At 69.1% G+C, this 23,640-nt stretch carries 25 protein-coding genes; 7 read left to right on the top strand and 18 right to left on the bottom strand.

The features are described 5' to 3' along the window. Positions 1 to 2: 2 nt before the first annotated feature. The 5 genes from ACIBKX_RS33085 to ACIBKX_RS33065 form a co-directional block, all read right to left on the bottom strand. Positions 3 to 806: a WecB/TagA/CpsF family glycosyltransferase gene (locus tag ACIBKX_RS33085; protein ID WP_363276202.1), complete on the bottom strand. Its 804-nt coding sequence runs from the start codon at positions 804 to 806 to the stop codon at positions 3 to 5. Next, positions 803 to 1,801, bottom strand: a complete 999-nt coding sequence (locus ACIBKX_RS33080; RefSeq protein ID WP_363276203.1) for an NAD-dependent epimerase/dehydratase family protein — start codon at positions 1,799 to 1,801, stop codon at positions 803 to 805. The genes ACIBKX_RS33085 and ACIBKX_RS33080 overlap by 4 nt, the downstream gene beginning before the upstream one ends. Before the next feature lie 369 nt (positions 1,802 to 2,170). Further along, on the bottom strand, positions 2,171 to 3,493 hold the full coding sequence (locus ACIBKX_RS33075; protein WP_363276204.1) for a hypothetical protein: 1,323 nt from the start codon (positions 3,491 to 3,493) through the stop codon (positions 2,171 to 2,173). A 457-nt stretch (positions 3,494 to 3,950) separates the two neighbouring features. Beyond that, complete coding sequence (locus ACIBKX_RS33070; protein WP_363276205.1) at positions 3,951 to 4,145, bottom strand: YegP family protein; 195 nt, start codon at positions 4,143 to 4,145, stop codon at positions 3,951 to 3,953. Between the two features lie 127 nt (positions 4,146 to 4,272). Continuing rightward, the gene (locus tag ACIBKX_RS33065) at positions 4,273 to 4,833 is read right to left on the bottom strand and encodes a hypothetical protein (protein WP_363276206.1); all 561 of its coding nucleotides are present in this window, start codon (positions 4,831 to 4,833) and stop codon (positions 4,273 to 4,275) included. Positions 4,834 to 5,207: 374 nt separating this feature from the next. On the opposite strand from ACIBKX_RS33065, the gene ACIBKX_RS33060 reads away from it, so the two are divergent. Then, the gene (locus ACIBKX_RS33060; RefSeq protein ID WP_363276207.1) at positions 5,208 to 5,867 is read left to right on the top strand and encodes a hypothetical protein; all 660 of its coding nucleotides are present in this window, start codon (positions 5,208 to 5,210) and stop codon (positions 5,865 to 5,867) included. A gap of 59 nt (positions 5,868 to 5,926) precedes the next feature. Further along, a complete protein-coding gene (locus ACIBKX_RS33055) occupies positions 5,927 to 6,643 on the top strand; it encodes a peptidoglycan-binding protein (protein WP_363276208.1) in 717 nt (238 codons plus the stop codon). A 325-nt stretch (positions 6,644 to 6,968) separates the two neighbouring features. On the opposite strand, the gene ACIBKX_RS33050 is transcribed toward ACIBKX_RS33055, so the two are convergent. From ACIBKX_RS33050 to ACIBKX_RS33030, 5 genes are all read right to left on the bottom strand, one after another. After that, positions 6,969 to 9,185, bottom strand: a complete 2,217-nt coding sequence (locus ACIBKX_RS33050) for a hypothetical protein (RefSeq protein ID WP_363276209.1) — start codon at positions 9,183 to 9,185, stop codon at positions 6,969 to 6,971. A gap of 4 nt (positions 9,186 to 9,189) precedes the next feature. After that, positions 9,190 to 9,921, bottom strand: a complete 732-nt coding sequence (locus ACIBKX_RS33045; RefSeq protein WP_363276210.1) for a response regulator transcription factor — start codon at positions 9,919 to 9,921, stop codon at positions 9,190 to 9,192. Further along, the gene (locus ACIBKX_RS33040) at positions 9,906 to 11,108 is read right to left on the bottom strand and encodes a histidine kinase (protein WP_363276211.1); all 1,203 of its coding nucleotides are present in this window, start codon (positions 11,106 to 11,108) and stop codon (positions 9,906 to 9,908) included. Before ACIBKX_RS33040 ends, ACIBKX_RS33045 begins: the two co-directional genes overlap by 16 nt. 89 nt (positions 11,109 to 11,197) lie before the next feature. Further along, entirely contained in the window at positions 11,198 to 11,683 is a 486-nt protein-coding gene (locus ACIBKX_RS33035) for a roadblock/LC7 domain-containing protein (RefSeq protein ID WP_363276212.1), read from the bottom strand. 189 nt (positions 11,684 to 11,872) lie between these two features. Then, positions 11,873 to 12,529, bottom strand: a complete 657-nt coding sequence (locus ACIBKX_RS33030) for a response regulator transcription factor (RefSeq protein WP_363276213.1) — start codon at positions 12,527 to 12,529, stop codon at positions 11,873 to 11,875. 394 nt (positions 12,530 to 12,923) lie between these two features. On the opposite strand from ACIBKX_RS33030, the gene ACIBKX_RS33025 reads away from it, so the two are divergent. The 5 genes from ACIBKX_RS33025 (at position 12,924) to ACIBKX_RS33005 (ending at position 15,123) form a co-directional block, all read left to right on the top strand. Continuing rightward, complete coding sequence (locus ACIBKX_RS33025) at positions 12,924 to 13,589, top strand: hypothetical protein (RefSeq protein ID WP_363276214.1); 666 nt, start codon at positions 12,924 to 12,926, stop codon at positions 13,587 to 13,589. Then, complete coding sequence (locus ACIBKX_RS33020) at positions 13,586 to 13,885, top strand: helix-turn-helix transcriptional regulator (RefSeq protein ID WP_363276215.1); 300 nt, start codon at positions 13,586 to 13,588, stop codon at positions 13,883 to 13,885. Before ACIBKX_RS33025 ends, ACIBKX_RS33020 begins: the two co-directional genes overlap by 4 nt. A 461-nt stretch (positions 13,886 to 14,346) precedes the next feature. Beyond that, positions 14,347 to 14,610: a hypothetical protein gene (locus ACIBKX_RS33015; protein ID WP_363276216.1), complete on the top strand. Its 264-nt coding sequence runs from the start codon at positions 14,347 to 14,349 to the stop codon at positions 14,608 to 14,610. A gap of 64 nt (positions 14,611 to 14,674) precedes the next feature. After that, positions 14,675 to 14,860: a hypothetical protein gene (locus ACIBKX_RS33010; RefSeq protein ID WP_363276217.1), complete on the top strand. Its 186-nt coding sequence runs from the start codon at positions 14,675 to 14,677 to the stop codon at positions 14,858 to 14,860. Beyond that, positions 14,857 to 15,123 carry a hypothetical protein gene (locus tag ACIBKX_RS33005; RefSeq protein WP_363276218.1) on the top strand — a complete coding sequence of 89 codons (267 nt, stop codon included), beginning with the start codon at positions 14,857 to 14,859 and terminating at the stop codon, positions 15,121 to 15,123. Before ACIBKX_RS33010 ends, ACIBKX_RS33005 begins: the two co-directional genes overlap by 4 nt. Here the strand turns inward: ACIBKX_RS33005 and ACIBKX_RS33000 are convergent. From ACIBKX_RS33000 to ACIBKX_RS32965, 8 genes are all read right to left on the bottom strand, one after another. Then, on the bottom strand, positions 15,110 to 17,056 hold the full coding sequence (locus ACIBKX_RS33000) for an ATP-binding protein (RefSeq protein ID WP_363276219.1): 1,947 nt from the start codon (positions 17,054 to 17,056) through the stop codon (positions 15,110 to 15,112). The two genes, ACIBKX_RS33005 and ACIBKX_RS33000, sit on opposite strands and share 14 nt — an antisense overlap. Further along, entirely contained in the window at positions 17,053 to 17,709 is a 657-nt protein-coding gene (locus ACIBKX_RS32995; RefSeq protein WP_363276220.1) for a DUF4255 domain-containing protein, read from the bottom strand. The genes ACIBKX_RS33000 and ACIBKX_RS32995 overlap by 4 nt, the downstream gene beginning before the upstream one ends. A gap of 40 nt (positions 17,710 to 17,749) precedes the next feature. Then, positions 17,750 to 19,111 carry a hypothetical protein gene (locus tag ACIBKX_RS32990; RefSeq protein ID WP_363276221.1) on the bottom strand — a complete coding sequence of 454 codons (1,362 nt, stop codon included), beginning with the start codon at positions 19,109 to 19,111 and terminating at the stop codon, positions 17,750 to 17,752. A 100-nt stretch (positions 19,112 to 19,211) separates the two neighbouring features. Further along, a complete protein-coding gene (locus tag ACIBKX_RS32985; protein WP_363276222.1) occupies positions 19,212 to 20,216 on the bottom strand; it encodes a discoidin domain-containing protein in 1,005 nt (334 codons plus the stop codon). Beyond that, entirely contained in the window at positions 20,217 to 20,807 is a 591-nt protein-coding gene (locus ACIBKX_RS32980; protein WP_363276223.1) for a phage tail protein, read from the bottom strand. It abuts the gene before it with no gap. Beyond that, a complete protein-coding gene (locus ACIBKX_RS32975; protein WP_363276224.1) occupies positions 20,804 to 22,789 on the bottom strand; it encodes a putative baseplate assembly protein in 1,986 nt (661 codons plus the stop codon). The genes ACIBKX_RS32980 and ACIBKX_RS32975 overlap by 4 nt, the downstream gene beginning before the upstream one ends. Then, positions 22,776 to 23,231 (bottom strand): GPW/gp25 family protein, encoded by a 456-nt coding sequence (locus tag ACIBKX_RS32970; protein WP_363276225.1) that lies wholly within the window; start codon positions 23,229 to 23,231, stop codon positions 22,776 to 22,778. The genes ACIBKX_RS32975 and ACIBKX_RS32970 overlap by 14 nt, the downstream gene beginning before the upstream one ends. A 51-nt stretch (positions 23,232 to 23,282) precedes the next feature. Next, a complete protein-coding gene (locus tag ACIBKX_RS32965) occupies positions 23,283 to 23,606 on the bottom strand; it encodes a PAAR domain-containing protein (protein WP_363276226.1) in 324 nt (107 codons plus the stop codon). Positions 23,607 to 23,640: the final 34 nt, after the last annotated feature.

Raw genomic sequence — 23,640 nt, 5'->3', positions numbered from 1 at the left:
GGTCACTCCTTGTCGTCCGGGGCGGCGGGCGCGCACACGAAGGTGGGCGGGCGGACGGCGATCCGGGCCAGGTAGGCGGGGTTGTTGCGCAGATAGCGGCGCCACAGGCGGTGCGGCTCCTTGGCCAGGCGATAGGCCCACTCCAGACCGTGCCGCTGGAGCAGTACCGGGGCCTGGGGCTTGAGCCCGGCATGGAAGTCGAAGGCGGCGCCGACGCCGAGCAGCGCCGGGGCGGTGAGACGGTCGCGGTGCTCGGCCATCCACCGTTCCTGTTTGGGCGTGGACAGGCCGACCCACACCAGGTCCGCGCCGCTGTCGTTGATGCGCCGGACGACATCGGCGTCCTCGGCCGCGGTGAGCGGCCGGAAGGGAGGGGAGTACCTGCCCGCGATCTTCAGCCCCGGGAAGCGCTCGGCCAGGCGCTGCGCCAGCAGCTCAGGGACGCCCTGCCCACCGCCGTACAGATAGGAGGACCAGCCCCGCCCCGCGGCCCGCTCCAGGACGGCGAGCATCAGGTCGGGTCCGTAGACGCGCCGCATCCAGTACGCCCCGGCCCGATGGCCCGCCCACACCATGGGCATGCCGTCCGGCACGGTGAGTCCGGAGGCGTTGTGCACGCGACGCAGCCCGGCATCGCGGACGGATTCCATCACTCCGTGCACCCCGGTGACGCAGACGTAGGAGCGCACCCGGTTCTCGATCCAGTGGTCGATCTCGTCGAGGGCGATCTGCGGGGTGAGCGCGCTGATGTGAGTGCCGAGTACGTCGATGCGCGGCACCGGCGGCGGCGCGGCGAAGGCCGTCATCCGGCGAAGTGGGGGTCACCGTCGCGGCGTGCCCGCACTTGGTCGTGCACCCAGCGGTAGGTCGCCTCGAGGCCGTCGAGGAGGGCGGTGGAGGGCTGCCACCCCAGCTCCTTGTAGATCTGGGTGTTGTCGCTGTTGCGGCCGCGGACACCTAAGGGCCCGGGGACGTGTCGGCGGGCGAGCCGCACACCCGCGATCTCCTCGACGATGGCGTACAGCTGGTTGATGGAGACCAGCTGGTCGGAGCCGATGTTGAGCGGCTCGGAGACCTCACTGCGGGTCAGCCGCAGGGTGCCATCGACGCAGTCGTCGATATAGGTGAAGGACCGGGTCTGCTCGCCGTCCCCCCAGATCTCGATCTCCTGGGCGCCGGTGAGGACGGCGGTGGCGACTTTCCGGCAGGCGGCGGCCGGAGCTTTTTCCCGCCCGCCAGTCCATGTGCCCCAGGGGCCGTAGACGTTGTGATAGCGGGCGACGCGGGTGGCGAGCCCGAAATCCTCGTGGAAGTGGCGTGCCATCCGCTCGCTGAACAGCTTCTCCCAGCCGTAGCCGTCCTCGGGCATCGCCGGGTAGGCGTCCATCTCGCGCAGCGGGACCACGGCGGTATCGGTCTGTTTGTCCGCGGCGTAGACGCACGCGGAGGAGGAGTAGAAGTAGCGTCCGACGCCGCATTCGCGGGCGGCGATGAGCATGTGTGTGCTGGAGAGCACGGACAGCATGCAGGCCGCCTTGTTGTGCTCGATGAATCCCATGCCGCCCATGTCGGCGGCCAGGTGGTACACCTCGCCCGCTCCGCCGTCGCACACCTGGAAGCAGGCGTCGAGCCCGGAGACGTCGTGGATGAGATTCTCGGCCTGCGGGTGTAATTGGTACCACTCGTGGAACGGTTTGCGGTCCACGGCGCGGACGGACTTGCCTTCCGCGATGAGGGTGCGGGTGAGATGCCCCCCGATAAAGCCCCCGGCTCCGGTGACCACGGCGTCGATGCCCGGCACAGTGCGGCTCCTGATCTGTTGTGGACTGATACGACAGATATGAGGAACCTTTTGACAGGTGGTCGCCGAAGTTCGTGCATGACACTCCGTCAGTCACCGAATGCCGCCGCAGATTCACTGGCCCGGCGCCGTCCGACCGTCCACTTGATTCAAACGAACCCATTTCGACCAGACGTATGAATCTGCCGTAGGTCATGGTGGGGCATCGCTGCGTGGCACCGCCCGTAAGGCATCTTTTCGGTTATGCAAGATCCGTTTTGGTATGAGTACAGGCGCCTGGGCTTATTACCCGACGGCCCCGGTGAGCAACTCTGTGGTGATTGCCCCCCTGTGGCGAGAGAGGGTGCGCAAACAGCGCCCGGCCTTTCGTCACAGGGGGGCTGCACGGCTGAGCAGGGTGCGGGCAGCGGTCTCACGGCGGTGGGGATACAGGATCCTGCGCATGCCGTTCAGCCGGCGGGCGGCGCGGGTGGAGCGAAGCGTCGGGTAGACGTCGAGGTAGGCCTGCCAGTGGGTCAGGGCGGCCTCCCGGTGACCGAGGCGGAAGAGGGTCTCGGCGAGGCGGGCCTGAGTGAGCGCGCGGGCGTGCCGCTCGCCGGGCGTCCGCAGGCGGAGCGAGGCGGTGAGGGCGCTGATCGCGCCGGGCCGGTCGCCGAGGATGGCGAACGTCTCGGCCCGCTGGTAATGCAGTGCACCCAGTGAGTAGTTGGTAAAAGGGCCCGGCGTGAAGTCGGACTGGGCGTACAGGCGCTCGGCGGTGGTCAGCGCGGTCAGTGCGGCGCGTCGGCTGTCGTGGGACTGGGCGACGGCCAACTGGGCCTGTGCGTAGGCCTGGACGAGCGGCGGGGCGCTCTGGGCGACGGTGACGGCGCGTTCCGCCAGGTGCACGGCGGCGGGGGTGCGGTGGCCCAGGTCGTGGGCGTGGGTGGACATGGCGCGCAGGGCGACGGCGAAGATGGCGGTGTCGTCGGCGTTGACGGCCAGCCGGGCGGCGGTCTGGTGGTAGTGCTGGGCCAGCGCGTCGGCCCCGTCACCGGCGCACATGATGCCGAGCAGCAGGGTCAGCTGCGCGGCGTCCGACAGGAGGCGGCGGTGGATCCCTTCGCTGGCGCTGGCATGCAGGTAGCTGGCGACGTCATGGTTGAGGTAGGCGGCAAGGGCGGTCCGCATGTATCCGCCGCCGTGCAGGTTGGTGGCTTCGGCGAAGACGCGGGCCATGGCCTGTAATTGTTCGTCCTCCGCCTGCCCGGCGCGGCGTACGGCCGTGGTGGGCGGCGTATGCCTGATCAGCCGCTCGGGGTCGGGGGCCTTGAGGGCGGCGATGCTGTAGGGGTTGGTGTTGAGCGTGTAGCGGCGGCTGGGGTCGAGGTCGGCTCGGGTCAGCACGGACAGTTCGTACACCGGGTCGGATTCCCAGGACATCTCCGGCAGCGGGGTCGGCACGCGGCTCAGGCCCGCCTCGGCAGCGGGGATCGGCCTGCCCAGCTTCCTGGACAGGGCTTCCAGGAGGAACCCCGCGGCGGGCGGGCGGGGACGCGTGCCGGAAATCCAGCGTGAGACCAGGGACCGGTCGCAGCGCAGGGGTTGTCCGTTCTCGGCTGCAACTGCCCTGACCGCGGCGCCCAGTTGGGATCCGCTCCAGCCGGTCTCCTCAACCAAGAGCTTCAGACGGGTGTTCGGTATGCGGGTCATAGCTGCTCTTCCTGCTCTGGGTAAACCAGACCACCCGGCAGCGGCTCCCGACTTCAGCGGCCTCGCCTTTCACCGCATCCACTCCCGTCGACTGCTGATGTGGCCTGAGTCGTGGATACGGATATGGATACCCAGCCCTTGCTTTGCTTCAACAGGGGTATGGCACCGTTTGCCCGGTGATTGGCAGCCGCCGAGGGGGCGGCTGCTCGGGCAGAGGCCACCGGCAGCCCCCGTGGCCGTCGACCACCCGCCATGCGGCTGGGGCGAGTTGGGCCCCTACCTGGGCTCCTTGGGCAGCGCCTACGGCTGGAGCCGAGGGAGAGTGTCCCTCCTCGGCGTGGGGCGAACCGGCCATCTCGGTGACGTTCCCATAGGCGCAAGGTTGCATCGCTTGCACCACATTCAGGGCGAGGTCCCGCCGGGGGCAGATCCGGCGGGACCTGGAGCTGTCCGACAGTTAAGAAGACTTCGCCTGTTCCTTGTCGACCACCAGCGCATCCGGAGCGGTGGTCTTGACGGACTCGATCCCATTCATGCACGAGGCCTTGCTCTCGTATGCCTCGCCGACCGCGATGATCTCGCCGTTGCCTGCCTTGAGCCGGAATCGGTACTTGTTCGCCTTGTCTTTATATATTTCAAACTTGCCTGACATGGCACGTCACCTTTCAAAGTGCCCCCTGTGGTGACGGTAAGCCGGAGAGCGGTGCCGCGCAGCTTTAAGGAGCCGCGCGGCTTTAAGGAACTGAGGGGCTGTCGGCATGGTGATGGCCCCTCAGTTGTCAGTCCTCGGTCTGGCGGCGCCGTTCTTCCTCTTCGTGGCGCCGGATGGTTTCCATGTCCGCCTCGGAGAGGCTGCCACTGCCGTCCGCCGAATAGGCGACCAGGTCGAAGTCGTCCTGGGCGGGAGATTCGGCACCCGCGTAGAGGTCGGCCGTCGGGTACGTCTGCGGAGGCAGGCTCGGTGCCCCGGCCGGCTGCAGGGACTGTCCCTGTTCCGCGGCGGCGAGCAGGGCGTCGACCATGGCCAGGATCACTCCGCGTTCGCGGCGGGTGAGCCGGTCGGCCCGGGCCGGCATGACGAACGGCTCCAGCGGGCGGTCGCGGTACATGCCCGCCGCCTGCTCGATGGCGGCAGGGGGAACGCTGAGCGCCAGCGCCAGGCCGTCGATGGTTTCGCCGGTGAGGAGCCCCGCGTGATCGCCACGGGCGATCCGGCCGATCGTGCCATGGCTGACCCGCCCGCTGCTGCGGGCTGCCGCGGCGCGGTAGCTCAAGGGGCGTTCGGGGCTCCCGAGTTCGGCCAGGCGTGTGGTGACAAGTTCTCGAAGGTCATTCGTCATCAGGTGTAAATCTCCCACAAATCGCAGGTAGCGGAATTCTGCACTGCCGACCCGTTACGGAGGGGGTCCAGGGGCCTCGGATCAGCTCGGGTTGCCATCTGTCCGAACGTTGGATTATGTTACGTGAGTCACTTTACATCAGGTGCTGAGGCGTCCGCCCACCTGCGTGAAGTGGCTGGTCAGCGCCCCGGCGGCTCACGTGACTGCGCCCTGCCTGATCTGCGCGGATGGCGCACCCCCGGGGCGCTCGACCGCAGGCCCAGCCGCTGAGCGGCAAGGAAGGAATCGTCAATGCCTGCTCCACACACCACCTCTTTCCCTACCGGTCAATACACCCTGCCTCCCTTCAGACCGCAGTGTGAAGGAGACTTTCCGTGTCGCACGTCTTAGCTCCGACATCCTTATGCCATGCCGGCACGGCCCATACCCTGCCCACCACCCCCCAGGAGTGGGACCGGCTGAATGACACCCTGGCCCGCTACGGCTACTCGGTTCTGCGGGCATGGATCGGGGACGGCACCGTCTTCTCCCGCATAGACGCCCTCCTGCACATCCGGCTCGCGCCTTCCATGGATCTGCGGGACGACCCTGATGCGGCCGCCGAACTTGCCGGCCTGACCGTAGCCGTCGCCATCCCTGCCTTCCGTGATCAACTCGAGCACGGCAGCAGCTGGGACCCCCGGCGCGGTGCCTCCCTTCGCACCTACTTCATCGGCCAGTGCCTGATGCGCTTCCCCAACGAATACCGTCGCTGGCTCCGCGAGCACCGCGCCGGCGCCTGCCTCACGCCCGCCGCCGTGCATACCCCCGACCTCCCGGACCCCCACCCTGGGCCGGACCAGGCCGTCGCCTTGCACCTGGATGCCCTGAGCGTCCTGGCCAAGGCCCCCGTCCGCACCCGCACGGCGCTGGCGCACGTCGCGGTCGGCTACTCCCATCGCGAAGTCGCCAGCCGTCTCAACACCACCCCGAAGAGCGTCGAGATGCTCCTGCGCCGCCACCGCAAGCGGACTCCGGCCGACCCTCATTGCTGAGCCCGCCTCCTGCCGTCCGACATCAGCGTGCTTTCCCTACCCGCTAAGGAATCGAACCCATGCTGTCTCGAATCACTGACCGTCTTCGGCTCCGCCGTCGTTCTCCGCACACCACCGAGACCTCCGCGGAACACACGGCTCTCCTGTCTGAGGTCGCCCCGCAGCATCAGCTCACAGAATTTCCCGGCACTCGCTTCTTCCACCTCGGGGCCGAGAATCCTTACGTCGGCACTGTGCGCGCCATGCTGATTGATCGCGGCGCCGGTGATTTCTACACGCTGCCGGTCACCAGTGAATGGACCGTCGAGGACCGCCAGGCCTGCATGGCATTTCAGCGTGCACAGGGCTGGGAGGCGCATCGTGCGACGGGCACCCCCGACGCGGATACCTGGCGCCTTCTCGTCAATGACTACGGATGCGATGTCGTACGTACTCAACATCGCGCACTCACCCACAAGCACCCCAGCGGCGAAAACATTGACCCCTCTTCGGTTCCTGAGTTTCCCGGCGACGAATACTTTGGCCCAGGACAGGCCAACGTCTGGGTCCTCATGCTCCGTCTGCGGCTCATCACCCATGGTGGCGCCGACGACCAGCGCGCCCTCCTCGACGACGACCCCGCCCTTGACGCAGCTCGTACCTGGGACGAGGGCCTGCGCTATGCCTGCACCCGCTACCAGCTGTCATTAGGGTGGCGTGGCACGGCAGCCGACGGCTATCCGACACTTGAAACCTGGACCCGGCTCTTCGCCTTCCGGTCCCAGAGCCTTGCCTGATGCCCCTCATTTTCCTGAACACCGCTTCACCTGCCCCGTGGTGTCGTCGGTCAAGAGGAAATCGGAGCAGTACGCGGACCAGCCGTCCGGACCTCGGATCGCCCAGCCCGAAAGCCTGCCCATCGAACGGCCGCACGCCGTGCACGAGGTCGGCCGAAGATTGGGAATGGCCCGGCCGCGAAGCGTGGAAAGGGTCGTTGCGTGAGAGTCTCCACGCCCGGTGCCCCGATCTAAGGAGGAGCGCATGCAGCTTATTATTCAAGCAGTAGGCCAATAGACGAAGGACATTCCAGGGCCTTGGTCCATTTGGCTGTCCACGTACTCCTCAAGTGGCTCCTGTGTGACGACGGGCCAGCTCCTTCTGTACCGCAGCCAAAAGGAACGCGAAGTCCACCCGCTCGGTGTAGAAAGGTCCCGCGGCGGCCACCAGCTGGGGAAGCCGCTCGGCCATGCCTTCCAAGATGGCCGTATGCGCGCGGCCCAGGCCGTCCGGACGGGCGCCACGCGCCCACTCCAGGAGCGTGCCCGCGCACTCCAGCAGCACCGAGCTGTTCCCGGCCGCCGCGACGACCCGGTCAGCGGCCTCGTCGTACTCCTTGAGGAGGAGCCGGTGGAACTCGTGGTCGCGGAAGGTCTTCAGGCGGGCTTCCGCTTCGGCGGTGCGCTGCGCGTACTCGGGTGACTGGTAGAGGGACAGCAGAGCCGCGTACTCCGCGGATACCGAGCGTGCCTCTTCAAGCTGCTGCGTCAGCCGGTCGTAGAGCGCCGCACGCTCGGGATCGTGGGCGGACAGGCCGACTCGCTCCATCCAGTCCGGCGCGTACTTCGCCCGCTCTGTGCCGTAGACCGAGACCATCCGCTCCATGTCGTCACTGCGCGCATACAGCGCGACGACGCCCCGCGCGCGGACCATGTTCAGCATCGACCGTGCGTCCGGCTCCCTGCGGACGCGGTCCAGCAAGAGGCGCAGGCGGGTGGTGTCGGCGTACCCCTCGGCCGCGGCGACCGCCTCCTGCAACTGACGTTCACACGCGGCGAGTTCGTGTGGCTTCAGGCTTGCCAGATTCTTCGCGTTGGGCCCCTGGACATGCGCGATGACGGCCTGCAGCCCCGTGATCTCCTGGCTGCCGCGCAGGACTGTCGCCCGGGTGGCCTCGATCTCCTCCAGCCGAGCGCGGGCCGCAGCGGCCTCATCCTTCTCCCGTAGGCGCTTCTCCCGCGAGCGCGCGGGCAGCAGGGCAAGAGGGAGTACGCGCGAGGGCGTGGCCTTGTGCTGCTTCTGTTGCAGTCGGCTGATCTGCTCATGCGCTCTCGAACGTTCCGGTTCGAGGCTGCCCAGATACGCCTCGGTGCCTCCGGCCACGGCGGCCCACTGGAGAGTCAGGAACTCCCGCGCCGTGGCGAGCCGGTGCGTGTCGAGCGGGTCGGCGCTCGACGTCAACTCACCGATGAGGTCCTGGACTTCCTCAAGCCCCATCCCGAGCAGGGTGGCCCGGAAGGCCCGCAGTTCCGCCTGGCTCCGCTGCTCTGCGGCCAGGTGCGGGTCCGCTCCGGCAACGGCGCCTGGATCTGGATCCATCTCGGCTGCGACCGGGCCGGTGAACCGGCGTAGTTCCTGCTCGACCACGCCCATGATCCGCGTGGCTTCGGCACTGAGCTCACCGGTGACGGCAGTCGCCGTCTGTCCGGCCCGGCAGGCCGTGCGGTAGAAGGACGCGGCCGCGTACGAGGCGGCCCACCGCAGGATCGCGCGAGTGCACCAGTGCGGCAGGGGAACGGCGTCGAAGAGAACCTGCCGGGCGTCCGCGGGGGCCTTGGCCAGTGTGCCGCCCGCCCAACGGGACACCTCCACCAGGGAGTTGCCCACTTCCTGTGCGCAGGCCCCAGGGCCTTGGTGGGCGAGGGCGGTCAGGGCGCGGCCCAGGGCCTCGTGTACCGCCTCCTCCGCCGACGCGGCGCCGCCGCGCACCGCCTCCGCGGCCTGGGCCGTCGCGTCGGGCACGGCCTGGAGCAGCGCGGCGACCGTGTGCCGGGGCAACAGGGCAGAGACAGCGGGCGGCAGCGGCAGCAGCTCCGAGATCCGCCGATCGGGCAGAGCCGTGAGCCACGCGGTGGCCTCCGTTGCCGCCTGGGCCGTCGCAGTCGCCATGTGCTGTGCGCAGGCCCCAAGGCCTTGGTGGGCGAGGGCGGTCAGGGCCCGGCCCAAGGCCTCGTGCACCACCTCCTCCGCATGATGTGCGTGGTCGGCGACGAGACCCACCGCATTGCCGAGGTTCTCGGAGACCTGGTCCAGGGTGTCGCAGAGGACCGGCATCCGGTCGGCGGCGGAGGCAGACGCCGGGTGCCGCAGAGCCGTCTCGCGCCGAGTGCTGGGCCCCGGCCGTCCGCCGGACCACTCCAGCAGCTCTCGGCCGAGCCCGAGGGGGACGTTCACCACGGCTGGAGGGGCGGGCCGCAGTGCGGGGCCGGGGCCGGCCCCCGCGCGTACCGGTGAAGCAGCACGGGTCGTACGGCGTACCGCAAGACTCTCGAGTTCTGGCATCGGATCACTCCTCGCTGTGGGAATCGCTGACCTCGGGACAGGGAGGATCGTGACCAGGCGGAGCGGCTTCGGCCTCCGGCTCCGACGCGGTCAGCCCGTACCTATAGGCCAGGAGCGCTGCCTGGGTGCGGCTTTCCACGCCGAGCTTGTCGAGGTTGCGTGAGACGTACGTCTTCACACTCGACCGGGGCCAGTTGAGCCTGTCGGCGATCTCCGCGTTGGTCAGACCCGCACCGATGAGGGCGAGCACCCGGCGTTCGCTCTCGCTCAGGGTGCACAGCTTCTGGTCGATCGCACCGGCCTGGGCCGGCGCACGCTCGGCGGCCTGCCGCACCAATCTGCTCAGTACGTTGTCGTCGATCACCCGGCCGCCCGCCACCACCGTGCGCAGCGCCGCGAACAGCTCCTGTGGCTGCAGATCCTTGAGCAGAAAGCCGGAGGCACCCGCCCTGAGCGCGTCCAGCACCCGGGTGTCGGCGTCGTAGACGCTCAGTATGAGGACGTGGGGCGGTGTGGGCAGCCGCATCAGCAGGCGGGTGGCCTCGAGGCCGTCCAGACCAGGCATGCTCAGGTCCATCAGAACGACGTCCGGACGGTGCTTCTCGGCGAGGGGTACCGCGTGGGTGCCGTCGTCGGCCTCGGCGACTACCTCGAACCCTTCGGCGTACTCGACCAGGGTTCTCAACCCCGCCCGGACGATGACCTGGTCGTCTATCACCGCTATGCGAATGCGCACTGCCCGTGGCCCTCCCGGCCCGTGCCTGTGGGGAGGACCACTTCGAGGCCGAAACCGCCGCCGGGTCCAGGGCCGGCCGACATACGACCACCAACCTCGGTGACCCGCAGTTCCAGCCCTGCCAGGCCCATCTTTCCGGAGCTGTCCACGGGTGCGGTACCGGCGGACGCGCCGTTGCGTATCGCGAGTGCCACCTGCTCGTGTCGATAGGACAGGCAGACCTCGACCGCCGCTCCCGGAGCGTGCTTGATGATGTTGGTGAAAGCTTCTCTGCAGGCGCGCTGGAGCAGCTGCTCCAGCGGTGGGGACAGCAGTCGGGGCGCGCCGTTCACGCGGCATCGCACGTCCATGCCGGCCGACACCATTTTGTCCGCCAGCGTGCCCAGGAACTCCGCACAACTGGTCCGGGACCCCACGGGATTGTGCCGGGGACCCCCCTCCCGCAGTGCTTCGAGCAACTTCCGGAGATCACCCAGCATGTGGCGTGCCGCCTCGAGTACCGCGTCGGCGGCCTGCCGGGCCCGGGGCGGCAGCCCCGGCACCTGCTGGAGTGCCCCGGCCCGCAACGCCAGGCTGGTGGCTTGGTGCCCCAAGTGGTCATGGAGATCGAACGCGATCCGCGTCCGCTCCTCCAGCAACGCGAACCACGTGACGTTGTCCGCGGCGTCCACAAGGCCGGCACACCGTTCCCGCAGGGCTGCCTGCTGAGCTCGCTGGTATCGCACCAGCCCGCCGAAGACCGCGGGAAGGATCAGGTCGATGCCCGCGCGGTGGCACATCTGGATGACGCTCCCGTCGGCCGGGCCCGTCACATGCTGAACGGTCAGGTAGATGCCCACTCCTGCGGCCAGAACCGCGTGGCGCAGCCGGCCGCCGTAGCAGGCGACTGAGTAGGCGGCGGCGATCAGTGGGGTGCGGGCACCGGCGAACGAACCTGCCGCCAGTCCGGCGGCCACACACACCTCGGGAAGCCGACGGCGCAGCAGCAGCGCTGCTGAGGCCCCTAACCCCACGGCAAGACAGGCGCCCGATGTGCGCGCGCCACCGCTGCTCGGTAAGTCTGATGCGTGGGTGGCACACGCGAGTGCGGCGAGCAGCACGATGCCGATGTCCCAGGCCCACCGCCGGCCCCGCGCCCCGACCCGGACGAAGGAATGGTGGAGCCGATCGTAGATTCTGACGCGCATGTGCTTGGTGGCTTCATATTTCGCTGTTGTGGGTGAGGGGGAGGGCTGCTGCCCCTGATCGTTGGTCCCGCATGTATGCCGTACGGCTGTCAGCTGGGCCGGTGGGCCCGAAGCTCCGCTCGGGCCTCGGGCACGAGGAGCGTCCCGATGCGGGCCGCAAGGCGGGTTGCCTTGTGGGCGACGTGCTGACGATCGCCGTCGGAGTCGGCCAGCATCGCGAGGAGAGAACCGTCGGCGACCGCAACGAGGCAAAGAACGCCGTTTCTCAGGTCCACCACCGTCTGACGGGGCCGGCCGGCGCCGCAGACCGTGTCCAGGCCCTGCGTGAGGACGCACAGGTCGAACACCATGGCGGCCAACTGATCCGCCTGCTTCCGGTCCAGCGCGCCCGACGACGCCAAGAGATTCCCGGCAGGTGACAGTACGAAGGCGTGCCGCACTCCTTTCGTGGCCTCGAGGAAGCGGCTGACCTGCCACTGGACGTCGCCGGAGCCTGCAGGCATACGAGACGCCGGACTGCCCGGCACGGTACGGGGCGTCGATTCGCTGCCGGGCTCCGCTATGTGAACGGCCACTGTGCGGCCTCTCCTTCGGGTTGTGTGGAGCAGGCGCGGCTGACCGGTCAGCAGACACTGTCTCGAGTCGGGAGTTGATGCCCACGGTACGGAAGATCACCCAGAGCGGTTGTCGGCAAAGGTGAACTCCGGCAGGCCAAAGGGTGACTCAGAGGCCGGGGGAATTGCGGGCTGGATCCGGGAACTCGATCAGCCTGCTTCGTGATGGGTCGAAATACCTGCTTCGCAGGCGAAGATCGCTGCCTGCGTGCGGTTGCTCAAATTGAGCTTGGCGAGCGTGCGCGAGACGTATGTCTTTACGCTCGTGTGCGACAGATACAGCCGTCGGGCGATCTGAGCGTTGCTGAGGCCCGCTCCGATCAGCTCGAGCACCCGGTGCTCGCTGCTGCTCAGCCGGGCGATCCGGTTGCGTGCCGTCTCGTCGAGGCCGGGCACAGACGTGGACGCGCACTGGAGCAGGCGGTCCCATGCCCCGGGCGTCATCACGCGGCCGCCGGCGAGCGCGGTGTGCATGGCTGCTTCGAGCAGTTGGGGAGACAGGCCTTTGTGCAGGACACCGCTGGCGCCCGCGTTCAATACGTCCAGCATGCGGCTGTCGACGTCTGAATTCGTCAGGACGAGCACCTTGGGCGGATCGGCATAACGCATCAGACGCGTGGTGGTGGTGACACCGTCGACGCGTGGCATACCCATGTCCATCAAGACGACATGGGGTCGGTACATCCGGGTCCGCTCGAGCACTTCGACGCCGTCGGCCGCCTCTGCGACCACCTCGAAAGCGGAAAAGGTCTGTACCAAGCGTCTCAGTTCCGATCTGACCGCCAACTGATCATCGGCGATCAGCACTAATGAGTTCACCTGGTCACCTCAACTCCCCTCCAGGGCTTGAAAATCTCTGCGCCGACATTACTGCGCAAACCCAACGAAGAAAGAATCAGGTCAAGGCAAGAACATATTTCGGACCAGAAGCACCGAAACAGGGGCCCAACGTCCCGAACGACCAGGACCAACGTCCCGGCCGGCCGTGACGCCGGGGGTGTCCCGTTCAGCCCGATGGTCGTGGTCGTGCCGAGCACGATTCGGCCGGAAGGTTCCGGAAGGCGCGGGGAGTCGTGCCGCCAACCGGCGTGTCCGGAAAAGGCCGTACGAGTATCGGTTATGCTCGCCCGCAAAGGTGGGGGCTCTGATCCTTGAATGCTGATTAGCGCGTCTTCGGTGATGTTGCTGAAAGATATTACCTATGAAGTTAACTCACATTCGTGCGGCTTTGGTGTCCGCCGCTTTAATGACCGCGTCGGCCGTCGCGAGCGGCGGTACGGGGCAGGCCAAGGACGGGGTGAACCCTCATGGTCAGACCGCCACGCGGGCCACAGCACCCGAACTCGTCGACTGCATGGACCACTACGGCGTCAATCTCAACGAGTACCTCTCGATCGAGGAACAGATCATTGGTCATCCGGGCTGCCGCAGGGTGCCGTCCGGCGAGAAATGGGCCCTGTCCGTCCCCGGATGGCGCATGGTCGCCGACGGCAAGAAGGCCGTCTACCCGCAGGGTTACCGGGCCGCTCGCACCCGGGGCGTACCCCCGATGCTCGATTTCCAGGCGAAATTTCGTGGTGCCCGGGTAGTCCTGGACAACGGCGCGGAGAAAAGGACGCTCACTTTCGGTCCGGAACTCTTACAGGACACCATCCGCGGAGACGAGCTCGTGCACACAGCCCTCGTCTCACGCCCACTTCCGCCCCTCCCTGTCGGCAAGTACCGGGTCACGGCTTTCCTGCGGATGAGTCATGAGCACTACGACGGTGTGGGACGCGATCCGCAGGCGAACCGTCTGTCGCCTGGCGAGTCTCGACTCCCCGATTCCTTCTTCGAGGTCAAAGAGATGGGAGATGTGAAGCGGTGAAGTGGAATCTGCGCCGGGCCGCGGCCCAACAGGGCATCTGGCGGCCGGATCAACTGCACGCCGTCTTCCGGCAGATCGGGTTCAACCCGTCGCTGAGCAAGGTGGCCGCCCTGTGGTCCAACAGGCCGATCACGGTCAGGCTGGACGATCTGGACATGATGTGCACCGCCCTGGACTGCACGGTCAACGACTTGCTGGAGGCGGAAACCGTGCTCTGGCCGCAGAGTTATGAGGGGGCGGAGCAGAGGAAGGGGAGCGACAACCCCGATCCCACAGGAGCCGTCCCGAACTGTTGACGCGCGCCGTCCAGAAGGCGTGAATGACGAGGGGATGCCCGCGACCGTCAACTGGGCTGCCATACGCAGGAATCGAGGGCGCGGGGCGGCGGTGTGAGGGGAGTGCCGCCGGTCTCTTTCACAAGAGAACGATGTTGCAGCGCTTGCTCCGACTACAGGGTCTCGGACCTCTGTACGGCAAGGCTTGGGCGGCTTTGTACTGTCCCTACCCACAGGCGCTGCTTGGTAACCGGGCGAATCTGCGGGCGAGTCGGCAATACCTGCCCCAGTCCGGCACCCGGAAGAGTTTCCCGGGAGTGCCGGCCCCTTTCCCGCACAGACAATTCGCCGGGCAACCGGATCCGGAGGTGCAAGCGCGCTCGTCACGCGTCCGGGAAGAGGCGACCATGGCGTCGCCCCCCGGGGGCCGCCCTGCTCGCTGCATCCTCGAACGCAACCCGTGCAGAAGAAGGTAGGGCCCGATGACCAAGACCAGCAGCCCGCCCTGGGACATCGCAGCCCTGGACGTGCCCGCCGCAGAGGTGGCGGCCGAGGCCGCATGCCTGGTGCTGCGGCAGGCGGCCACGAAGACGCACAGCGAGTCGGACCGGATCGCCTACGCGCTCGACGTGACGCTGCTCACCCATCCCGACGCGCCGGTGTCGACGAATGAGTCGTACCCCGGCTGGGACGCGCACATCGCCACCCTCGCCGAAGGCAACCGCAAGTCCAGGAGGGCGCTATGACCACTCGCAGCCTCAGCATCACTGTCGGCACCGGCCGGCGGCACACCACGACGGAGGTGGCGTAATGGTCACGCCCGAGGGCCCGCGCCCCGAAGACATCGAGGAGCAGGCCCTCGTCAAGGTCGATGCCCTGGCGCACGAGGCCTTCGGGTCCGACGAGACGAGATGGACCGAGCGGCAGCGCAACGAGTACCTCTGTGCCCTCGACAGCGTGCACCGCGCCTACAACTCCAGGGCGGACTCGCCATGACCGCCGTCCTGCCTGAGCGGCCCACCGGCCGCGGCAGGTCGCTGCCGATACCCGAGACCGCAGAGCCGGTCGTGTTGCCCGGCCCCCTGCCCGCCACCGAGCAGAGCGTCCCACGCCGCATCCCGCGCTGGATCACCGACCCGTGCCTCATCGAGTCGATCCTCGCCGGCCACATAGAGATCCCCGACGACCTCAACCCGCAGGAGGCGGCGGCGCCGGTGCCGGGTTGCGAGCTTGCGCTGCCGGACTTCAGCGCGGGGTAGTCGACGTCGCCTCCCTCGAACTGTGGTCGAAGAGCCGGCCCATCTTGCGGTACTCCGTCTCGACTCCGTCGAGAACGTCGGCGGCGGTGAGCGGGCGGTCATGTGCCGCAGCGGCGAATGCGGCGCTCTCGACGCTCGCACGGATACTGCCGCCAGCCAGGGCATACGTCCGTGCCAGCTCGTCGACGCACAGTTCCGCCGGTGCGGCGGAGCCCAGATAGGTGCGCCACAGTTTGGCTCGTACCTCGGGCCCCGGGCTTTCGAAGACGATGACCTCGTCGAAGCGACGGGTGAAGGCCCCATCGATGGAGGAGCGCAGGTTGGTGGTGAGGATGGCGAGCCCCTCGAAGGACTCCAGGCGCTGGAGCAAGTAGCCGCTCTGCAGGTTGGCGTGACGATCGCCCGCGCCGCGGACCTCGCCGCGTTTGGCGAACAGGGAGTCGGCTTCGTCGAAGAGCAGCACACAGCGCAGGGTCTCGGCCGCGGCGAAGATGCGCTCCAGGTTCTTCTCCGTCTCGCCGACGTACTTGGAGACCACGGACGGCAGGCTGACGACGTAGAGGTCGCTCTGGAGCCGTCCGGCGAGAGCCTCGGCGGCCATCGTCTTGCCGGTGCCGGACTCGCCCGCGAAGAGCGCGACGGTGCCACGTCCACGCCCGCCGCCGCGACGCAGGCCCCACCGCGTGAACACGGCGTCGCGGTGTTCGACGCGGGCCACCAGCATGCGCAGCCGCTCGCGCACCGGATCGGGTACGACCAGGTCGGACCAGCAGACCTCCGGGACGATCCGGCGGGCCAGCCGGTCCAGTTCGGCAACCGCGGACTCGCGGGCGGCGGCCCACACCGAGGCGAGGGGAGCGGTGCGCGACTGCAGGGCGGCGGCGCACCGGACACGCTCCGCCGCCGCCAGCGAGGCGGCGGACATCGGCTCCCGCGGATCTTCGTGCGTACGAGAACGAAGGTCCGCCTCCCTGGGCAGCAAGGCCTCCCAACCGTAGGACGGCCACGCGCGGTTGCCGTAGAGCAGGAGGGGCAGGGGGGCGCGGTCCAGGCAGGTGACGACGGGGCGCAGGAAGTCCTGCGCCCCTTCCGTCGGAGTCTCGGGCGGCGCGCCGGTGGAGACGTCCAGCGGGACGAGGAGGCCCGCTCCCAGCAGTCGGGCCTCCAGGGCGATGCTCCTGGCCAGGTCCTCCGGCGGCAGGCCGGCGGAAGGCAGCGCGTCCGGGGCGACCAGAAGGGCGGGTTTGCCGACCGCTCCCAACGCGGCACAGGCGGCGGGCAGGGCTTCACCTGCGAGGCCCTGGCGGAGATAGCGCGTCTGGGGTGTGGTGGCGTCCAGATCCGGGAGGGCCGCAGTGCAGGAGCCGACCGCCGGTCCGCCCGGCACATCGGGCAGCAGATGGAGCCACTGCCCCCCACCCCGGATGCCTTCGCGGTCCCCGCTGAGAAAGGCCAGGACACGATCGGGAACGTACGGAATCCGGTCGAGGAAGGCCGCCCCCGGGTTCTCGTGGGCCATGAGCCCAGCCCGCAGCAGAGGGGAACTCTCACGGAGGAATCCACTGCGAACGGCCTCGGACACGGGGATGGCGTTGGCGGCCAGAGCCACCGCCACGGTGGGACGGGAAGAGTGGGCCAAGCCGCTCAGAGCACGGAAGGCGGCACCGCAGGCCGGGACGAGATCGGGCAGCAGACAAGTGACGAGGAGGTCTGCCTCCTCCGAACGCAACGCGAACTCGCGGACGAGATGGGCAAGGGGATCTCCCTCGTCCGCGAGCCGCGCGGCCTCCTGACTGTCCGGCCATGGAACGCCGTCGTGCGTGCTTGTCCCATGGGGGTGGAGGCCAGCAGCGTACTCCTCGCCCTTCAGATAAAGGCTGCGCAGACGCTCTTCGACGACCGCGAGTCGCCGGGTGAACAGACCGGTGTTCAACCGACCTCCTTGACGTTGCGGCGCGGGCGGCCCGGACCTCGCTCCGGCCGGTCCTCCCCGCGAGGCCCCGCTTCCCCTTCGAAGGACGGGAGACGGCGCACGCGCAGGGCGGCACCGCGCACCGGGGGAGCGGCGGCCTCGGTGGCCCGGCGTTCGAGCGGGACGGTCACCACCAGATCGAGGGCGGGGCGCGGCGGTGTGCCCAGCGCGGACCACACGCGTGCGGCGACGCTGCCCTCGCCCTCAGGTCCGCCGCAGCCCCGCAGCCGCATCGTGAAGCGGCGGCCGTCATCTTCCGGCGGGAGGAGTTCCTCTGTGTCGGCGCACCACTCCAGGAGCCGTCCCAGGACGTGGTGTTCGTCCGCCACGGCCTGGGCCCACACGGTGACCAGATAGGAAAGGGCGAAGTATCGGGGCGGCTTGCGGTATCCGATCACCGCGCCGTCCTCGTCCACGATGCCGATGTCGCCGCTCTGGCTGCGGGTCGCGTCTTCCTCCAGGCCGTGCAGGAAGACGTTCACGCACGGGCCGTCGCGGTGGGCGGCCCACTGGGGTCCGGGCGTATCGAACGTGACAGGAATGCGGCTGCCCGCCAAAGGGCCCTGAAGCAGCAGTTCTCGAAGGATGTCGTCGGCATGCCGCACAACACTCACTGGGCCGCTCCTGTCGGTTCTTCTCTCAGGTTCCCCGCGGTCATGCGATGGGATGGGGCAGAGGGGAGGCGAAGGGGCCCTTCTTCGGTACGAGCATGCCGTCGAGCAGGGCTGTGGCGGCACAGGCCGATGGTGCGTCGGCCGATGGGGTGTTGGGCGAGGCGGCGTCGGGCGAGGCGTCGTCGACGGAAGGGCTGGGGGAGCGCCGCAGGCGGACCGCGCCCGTCTTCTCGGTCGTACAGTCCACGCTGAGCTTGAGGCTCTTGCCTGCCGACACGACGTAGGGACTGTCCTTCCAGGTCTGCTGGTGCGGCTCGGCCATGCCGCCGGTCGCCAGCGCCCCCTGGTCCGCGGAGAGTTGCCAGCTTCCCCTGGCGGGTCCTGCGGCGGTGATGTTCACGCCGGTCAGCCGCAGCTCGTACCCCTGAGGGACGCGGTAGGTGTCGGAGGCGGTGCCGTCGGGGGAGCGGGCGTTGAGGGGCTGTTGCAGGGTCTTCTGCTGCGGCGCCCCCTTCTCCTCCTCTTTCCGCTCCTGCTCCGCCTGCTTCTTGTCGGCCGCGGCTTCCCGCTTCTTCTCGGCCTGCTGCCGGTCGCTCTCCGCCTTCTGCTGCTGCGCCTGTTGCGATGCTCCGCCGAGCGACTGGGTCCTGGGTTCCGCCTTTCCGCCCAGGGGAGAGAGCCACAGGGCGGCGCCTGCCACCGTCATGGCAGCCAGGGCCGAGAGAACCTTGACCGTCTTCTTCGTGAGGAACGGACCACGTTCGTAGGTGAATCCGAACTCACGCCGCCCCTGCGCGTCCCAGTCGACCTGGAGCCGCATCGCGCAGCTCTCCGGCTCGCCCCACAGACGCGGTTTGGTGTTGGCCATGTCTACGCCGATCCGTGCCCGCTCCCCTGCCCGCAGAACGATTCTGGTACGGCGTATCCGTGTCCGTACCGGCGCGGAGTCCTCGTCAGGAGCGCATCGGACACGGAGATGGGCCGTCGCGTTGCCGGTGTTGTGCAAGGTGACGAACTGCGCCGCGCCGATCCGGCCCTTGACCGTCTTGCGCGCGAGTCCGGCATCCAGGTCCCAGAACTCGCCCACGGACAGCTCCGCTTCGGGCACGGCGGTCAGTTCACGGTTCTCCGCCGATACGACCTTGACGCCGAACGGGAGCGTTCCGGGGGCCGTCTCGCTGGAGCGGGGCGGGGCCAGCGGAATGCTGATCTGCTCGCTGGTACCGGGGAAGACCACCACCCGTCCGAGGCGCCGGGTGTCCCACTCCCCGGGAAGGCCCAGGAGATCCAGGTCGTACGCGTCGACGATGTGGCCGTCGTTGCAGATCAAGAGGTCGGCCATGATCCGCTCGCCGGGGACGACGGGATCACCCGGCATGATCAGTTCGGCCCGTAGGGTCACGCGTTGCTCTCTTCGTGTCGTCGAGTCGGTGTGCCGTGTCGGTGTGCCGTGCTGAGGTGGTCTGTTGGTCTCCGGAAACCGTGGAGCGGGGCCCTGAGCCTCAGACCTCCGACCGGCGGGTGAAGAACTGCACTTCCGCGATTCCCACAGGGGCCTTCGCGCTCTTCGCCCCCTTGCCGCCCGCCGATCGCACCCCGACGATCTGCAGACGTACCGCCTGAACGTCGTCCACACCCCAGGAGAAGGTCTGTGGTCCCGGCTGGTCGGCCAGATCGAGTTCCTTGACGAAAGCGCGCTTTCCGGCGGTGATCGCCACGGCCCTGAGCTTCTGCGGGCGGCCGGCCGCCAGATACTCCCGGGGCTGCGGCGAGACACCGCCGAAGACGACCAAGGTGGTGAGGCGGAAGGGGTGCCCGAAGTCCGCCTGCCACCACTGGCGGCGCGCCTGGTCGCCGGATGCTTCGGGGGCCCAGGCCCGGTTGTCCACGCCGTCGGCGGCGCAGCGGGCCGGGAATCCGGACTGTTGGCTGGAGGCGGACACGGACGAGGCGACCACCATGGCCTTCGACGCGAACCTGTCGTGCGCCAGCGCGATGCCCTGCCGCAGCGGTCCGGTCAGGGGTTGCCCGGCCCCGGTGAGAGCGAGCGCGAGGACGGCGGCGGCCACGGCGACAGGGGCGTACTTGCGGTGGTCCCGGTGCCACACCTGCGGACGACGGTGCAGAGCGTCGCGGACTTCCTCGGTGATCCGCGCCCACCAGGGCCGGGGCGGGGGCGGCAGGAGGGGCCTCAGCAGCGTCCCGCAGCGGGTACAGAAGGTCCGTACCCGCGGATTGGGGTAGCGGCAGCCGCGGCCCGGACAGGCCATCGGTGTGGCGACGTCGGCCTCGATTATGCCGAGGCGCAGCGTCTCCTCCGCATCGTGACTGAACCGGGGCTCGGGCGCATCGGGGGTGAACCGGGGCTCGGGCACATGAACCGAGGGCTGCGCGTCGTCCCAGCCCAGATAGGTGCCGCACGCACCGCAGAAGATGTCGGTGCGGTGTACGGGGCTCTCGCAGCCGGGGCACGGCTCGTCGTCGGGCAGCGGGGAAGTGCGGGCCATCTACGTCTCGTCCCGAGGGCAGGTCGTTTCGGTGACCTGGTGCGTTTCGATGACCTGGTGGACATGGGCCGGCAGCCAGTCGCTCACCAGGTCGCTGACCTCCTGCGCGGCCATCCCGTGCGGCACCTCCACCCGGACATGGACACGCGGCGGCTCGTCGTCCTCGGGCAGGTCGTCCGGCCACGCGCAACAGCGCGTGCTCCCGGAGTCGGTGATCTCCACCGGGGTACCGAGGACTTCACTGGCCAGCAGTTCCAGGCCGGGGCGGGTGCCGCGCAGTCCTTGGAGGCGCGTCCCCGCCCACAGCGCATAGCGTCGACCCCTCTCGGGGACCGAGGAGGGCAGCGACACACCACTCCAGCTGAGCATCCATTCAAGGAAGTCGTCCGGGGTGGTGGAAGGGTCGAAGTAGGCGTCCAGGCAGTCCAGTTGCTCGACGACGGGGGCGAGCACGTCGTCGAAGCCGCAGACGAAGCGGTCGGCGAAGTCGCCCTGCCGGTAGACCGCGGGGAGCATCGCGCGCAGTGACCGGTGTTCCGGCAGTGCGGCGGCGGGCTGGTCCTGGCCGCGTCGGCCGGCCGTCTTGGTCACGATGCACCCCTGGCGTTCCACCGGCCCGCGGACGCGGCTGAGGAAGGGACGACCGAGACCTGATGACGGTAGGACAGGAAGAGGGCGGCAGGCTTCAGTTCGATGCGCTGTGCCGCGCCGGAGCGCTCCCCGGTGGTGGGGTCGGCCGGGTACATCTCCAACCGTCCCACGGCGTCGACGCCCGGTACCGAGGCGAGCGTGGCGTGCAGGTCGACGGAGCGCAGGGGACGGCCGAGCGGCCAGCCTGGACGGCCGTCCGCGGCGGGTAGTGGGCTGAGGAACGCGTGCAGGGCGTCCAGTGCCCGCTCACGTATCTCGTCGGGGTCCTGTCCGGGGGCGGCGTCGAGCCCGGCGACGACGGTCACGCCTTGGTAGGCGGGCCCGCTGACCGCGACGCGGATGCCGAGCGGACGGCGGGCCTCGACGGCCTGGGAGATGATGGAGAGCATCGCGGGCGAGGGCACCGCCGTACGCCAGTCGGCCCCCTCGAAGGCCTCGGGCACATCCGGTACGACCAGGACGCGCACCAGCCCGTGCCCGTCGTGCTTGTCCGCCTCCACACATTCGATGCGCCCGGCCTCGCGGCAGGCGGTGCGTGCGATGACGGCGTAGTCGCCTGCCGTGACCGCACGCCGTTGCGTCCGCAGCCACTGAGCGGCACGGAGCTTGACGCTTTCGACGGTCTCGGCGTCCACGCCGCCGGTCGCGGGGGCACGGTTCTCCGTGCGGGCGATCGTCGCCAGCGGGGTGCGCAGCACGGTCAGCGCGCCCGCGCCGACGTTGCCGCCGCGGCCGCCGCCCGTGCGGTACTCGGCGGCGCTGACGCGCGCACCGGCCGCCGGTACCGCCCCGTGCTGGTGGACGGCGCCGTCCACGCCGCGGACCACGGGCCCGAACTGGACCAGGCCCAGGGCCTCGTCGACCCGCACATGACGGTCGTCGGGGCGGGAATCGGCGAAGGAGGTGACCACGGCCCACTCCTCGGTGCCGTTCGTGCCGTGGGTCAGTACGGTGCGCAGGGAGCCGGAGACGATGGGCAGCCGTTCGACGGACAGGCTCTGGCCGGGGGTGCCGTCCGAGCTCCCCAGGTCCTCGCCGCGTATGACCTCGCCGTGCGCGCTGGACGTGGTGCCGCCGATGGTGAACGCCTCCAGGCGGCTGATCCGCGGCGAGGAGGAGTAGGCGGGCCGGCCGGCCTCGGCCTCCACGACGCGGCAGCGCAGCCAGGCGGCCCGGCGCCGACCGATCAGAGAGGAGATGTGCCCGTCGGGAAGATGCAGTACGACCTCACCCGGCCGATTGAGGCCACCGGTGGTGTCCCGCTGGACCTCGCATCTCTCCCAGCCCTGCCCGCAGCGCGCCTCCCACAGCAGCGGGGGATGCGTGGGGGAGATGCCCACGCCCTCCAGGGCGCAGTCCATCCGCAGGACCACGGCGCACCGGGGCGCGGGTTGGGTCAGGCCGATGAGCAGAGTGTCTCCGGGTACGGGGTGCTGCGAGAAGCACGTCACCGGATCACCGGCCGCGAAGCGCTCGGTGACCAGCACCGCCACATGTCCGGCCTCGGCGGTTCCCAACTGCTGGAACGCCGTGGGGACGATCTCCAGGTCGCGGTCCACGGTGAACACACAGGGCTGGCCGCTGCCGGCCCGCGGGGTGGCGACCTCCGTGCCGGCCGGTACCACCACGGACGTGTCCTGCGGGGCCGACAGCCAGAAGGTGACATCGGCGCGGGCGGCCTGAGGTGCCGTCAGCTTGAGGTCGAGCAGATCGAGGAAACCGAGGTGGACCTTCTCGGGCACCCGGTTGAGCCGGTACACCAACTGGTCCACCATCTGTGCGAAGGCCTCGACGAGTGCGACGCCCGGGTCCGAGACGTTGTGGTCGGTCCACTCGGGGCAGCGGCGCTGGATGAAGCGCTTGGCGTCGTCCACCAGGTCCTGGAAACGCCGGTCGTCCAGGTGCGGGCTAGGCAGGGGCATCGTGGTCTCTTTGCAGGGAGGGGTTGTGGGAGGGGTCGTGGTCGGCGGGGATCGCGTAGAACGGGAAGACGAGGTTGCGACGGCTGTTGGTGTGGGAGAGGCGGTACGTGATCTCGATGTGCAGCACCTCGGGTTGCCGGGGCAGCCGGATGGCCGTGACGTCGTCCACGACGATGCGCGGCTCCCAGCGGTCCAGGGCGCGTCGCACCTCATGGGAGACGGCACCCATCGCGGAGGCATCGCCCGAGCCGAAGACGTAGTCGCGGATAGCACAGCCGAACTCGGGGCGCATCGGCCGCTCGCCGGGGTCGGTGCCCAGGATCAGGTGGATGGCCTGGACGATCTCCTTGTCGCCGTCCACCATGTCCGCGCCTCCGGACGGGTTCACCCCGATCGGGAAGGCCCATCCCCGGCCGATGAACATCCCCGCTGTCTCCGTCATCGGACGCTCACCTGCTCTGACCTTGGCTCCAAGATCCTGGGCGATGTCACGTCAACCGCCGATGCGTACGGTCGGTGCCCCGCCCACGATGATGGTGCCGCAGGGCCCCTTGTCGCCCATGCGCAGGGCGGGCAGGCCTCCGATGAGCACGGTCGCGCCCGGCATGGGGGTGGGGATGAGGGGAGCCGGAGGTACCGGCGGATGTCCGGGGAACGCACAGGCGCCCAAGCTGCCCGTCACGGCGGCGGGCAGCCCACCGATCAGCACGGTCATCGCACCGGGCGGCGCGATGGCCCCGTCGCCCGAGGGAAGCGGGACGGGGGTCGGGTTCGGGATGTGCGACAGCGCGTCGCCGATCCGTGCGGCTGGTGGCATGGGCAGCGTGCTCCTTGGGTGCGGTTCCGTGCTG

The organism is Streptomyces sp. NPDC050658 (genome assembly GCF_044457025.1).
Lineage (GTDB): Bacteria > Actinomycetota > Actinomycetes > Streptomycetales > Streptomycetaceae > Streptomyces.
Note: the sequence above shows the minus strand (reverse complement) of the source record. Positions and strands in the feature narration are given on the sequence as shown.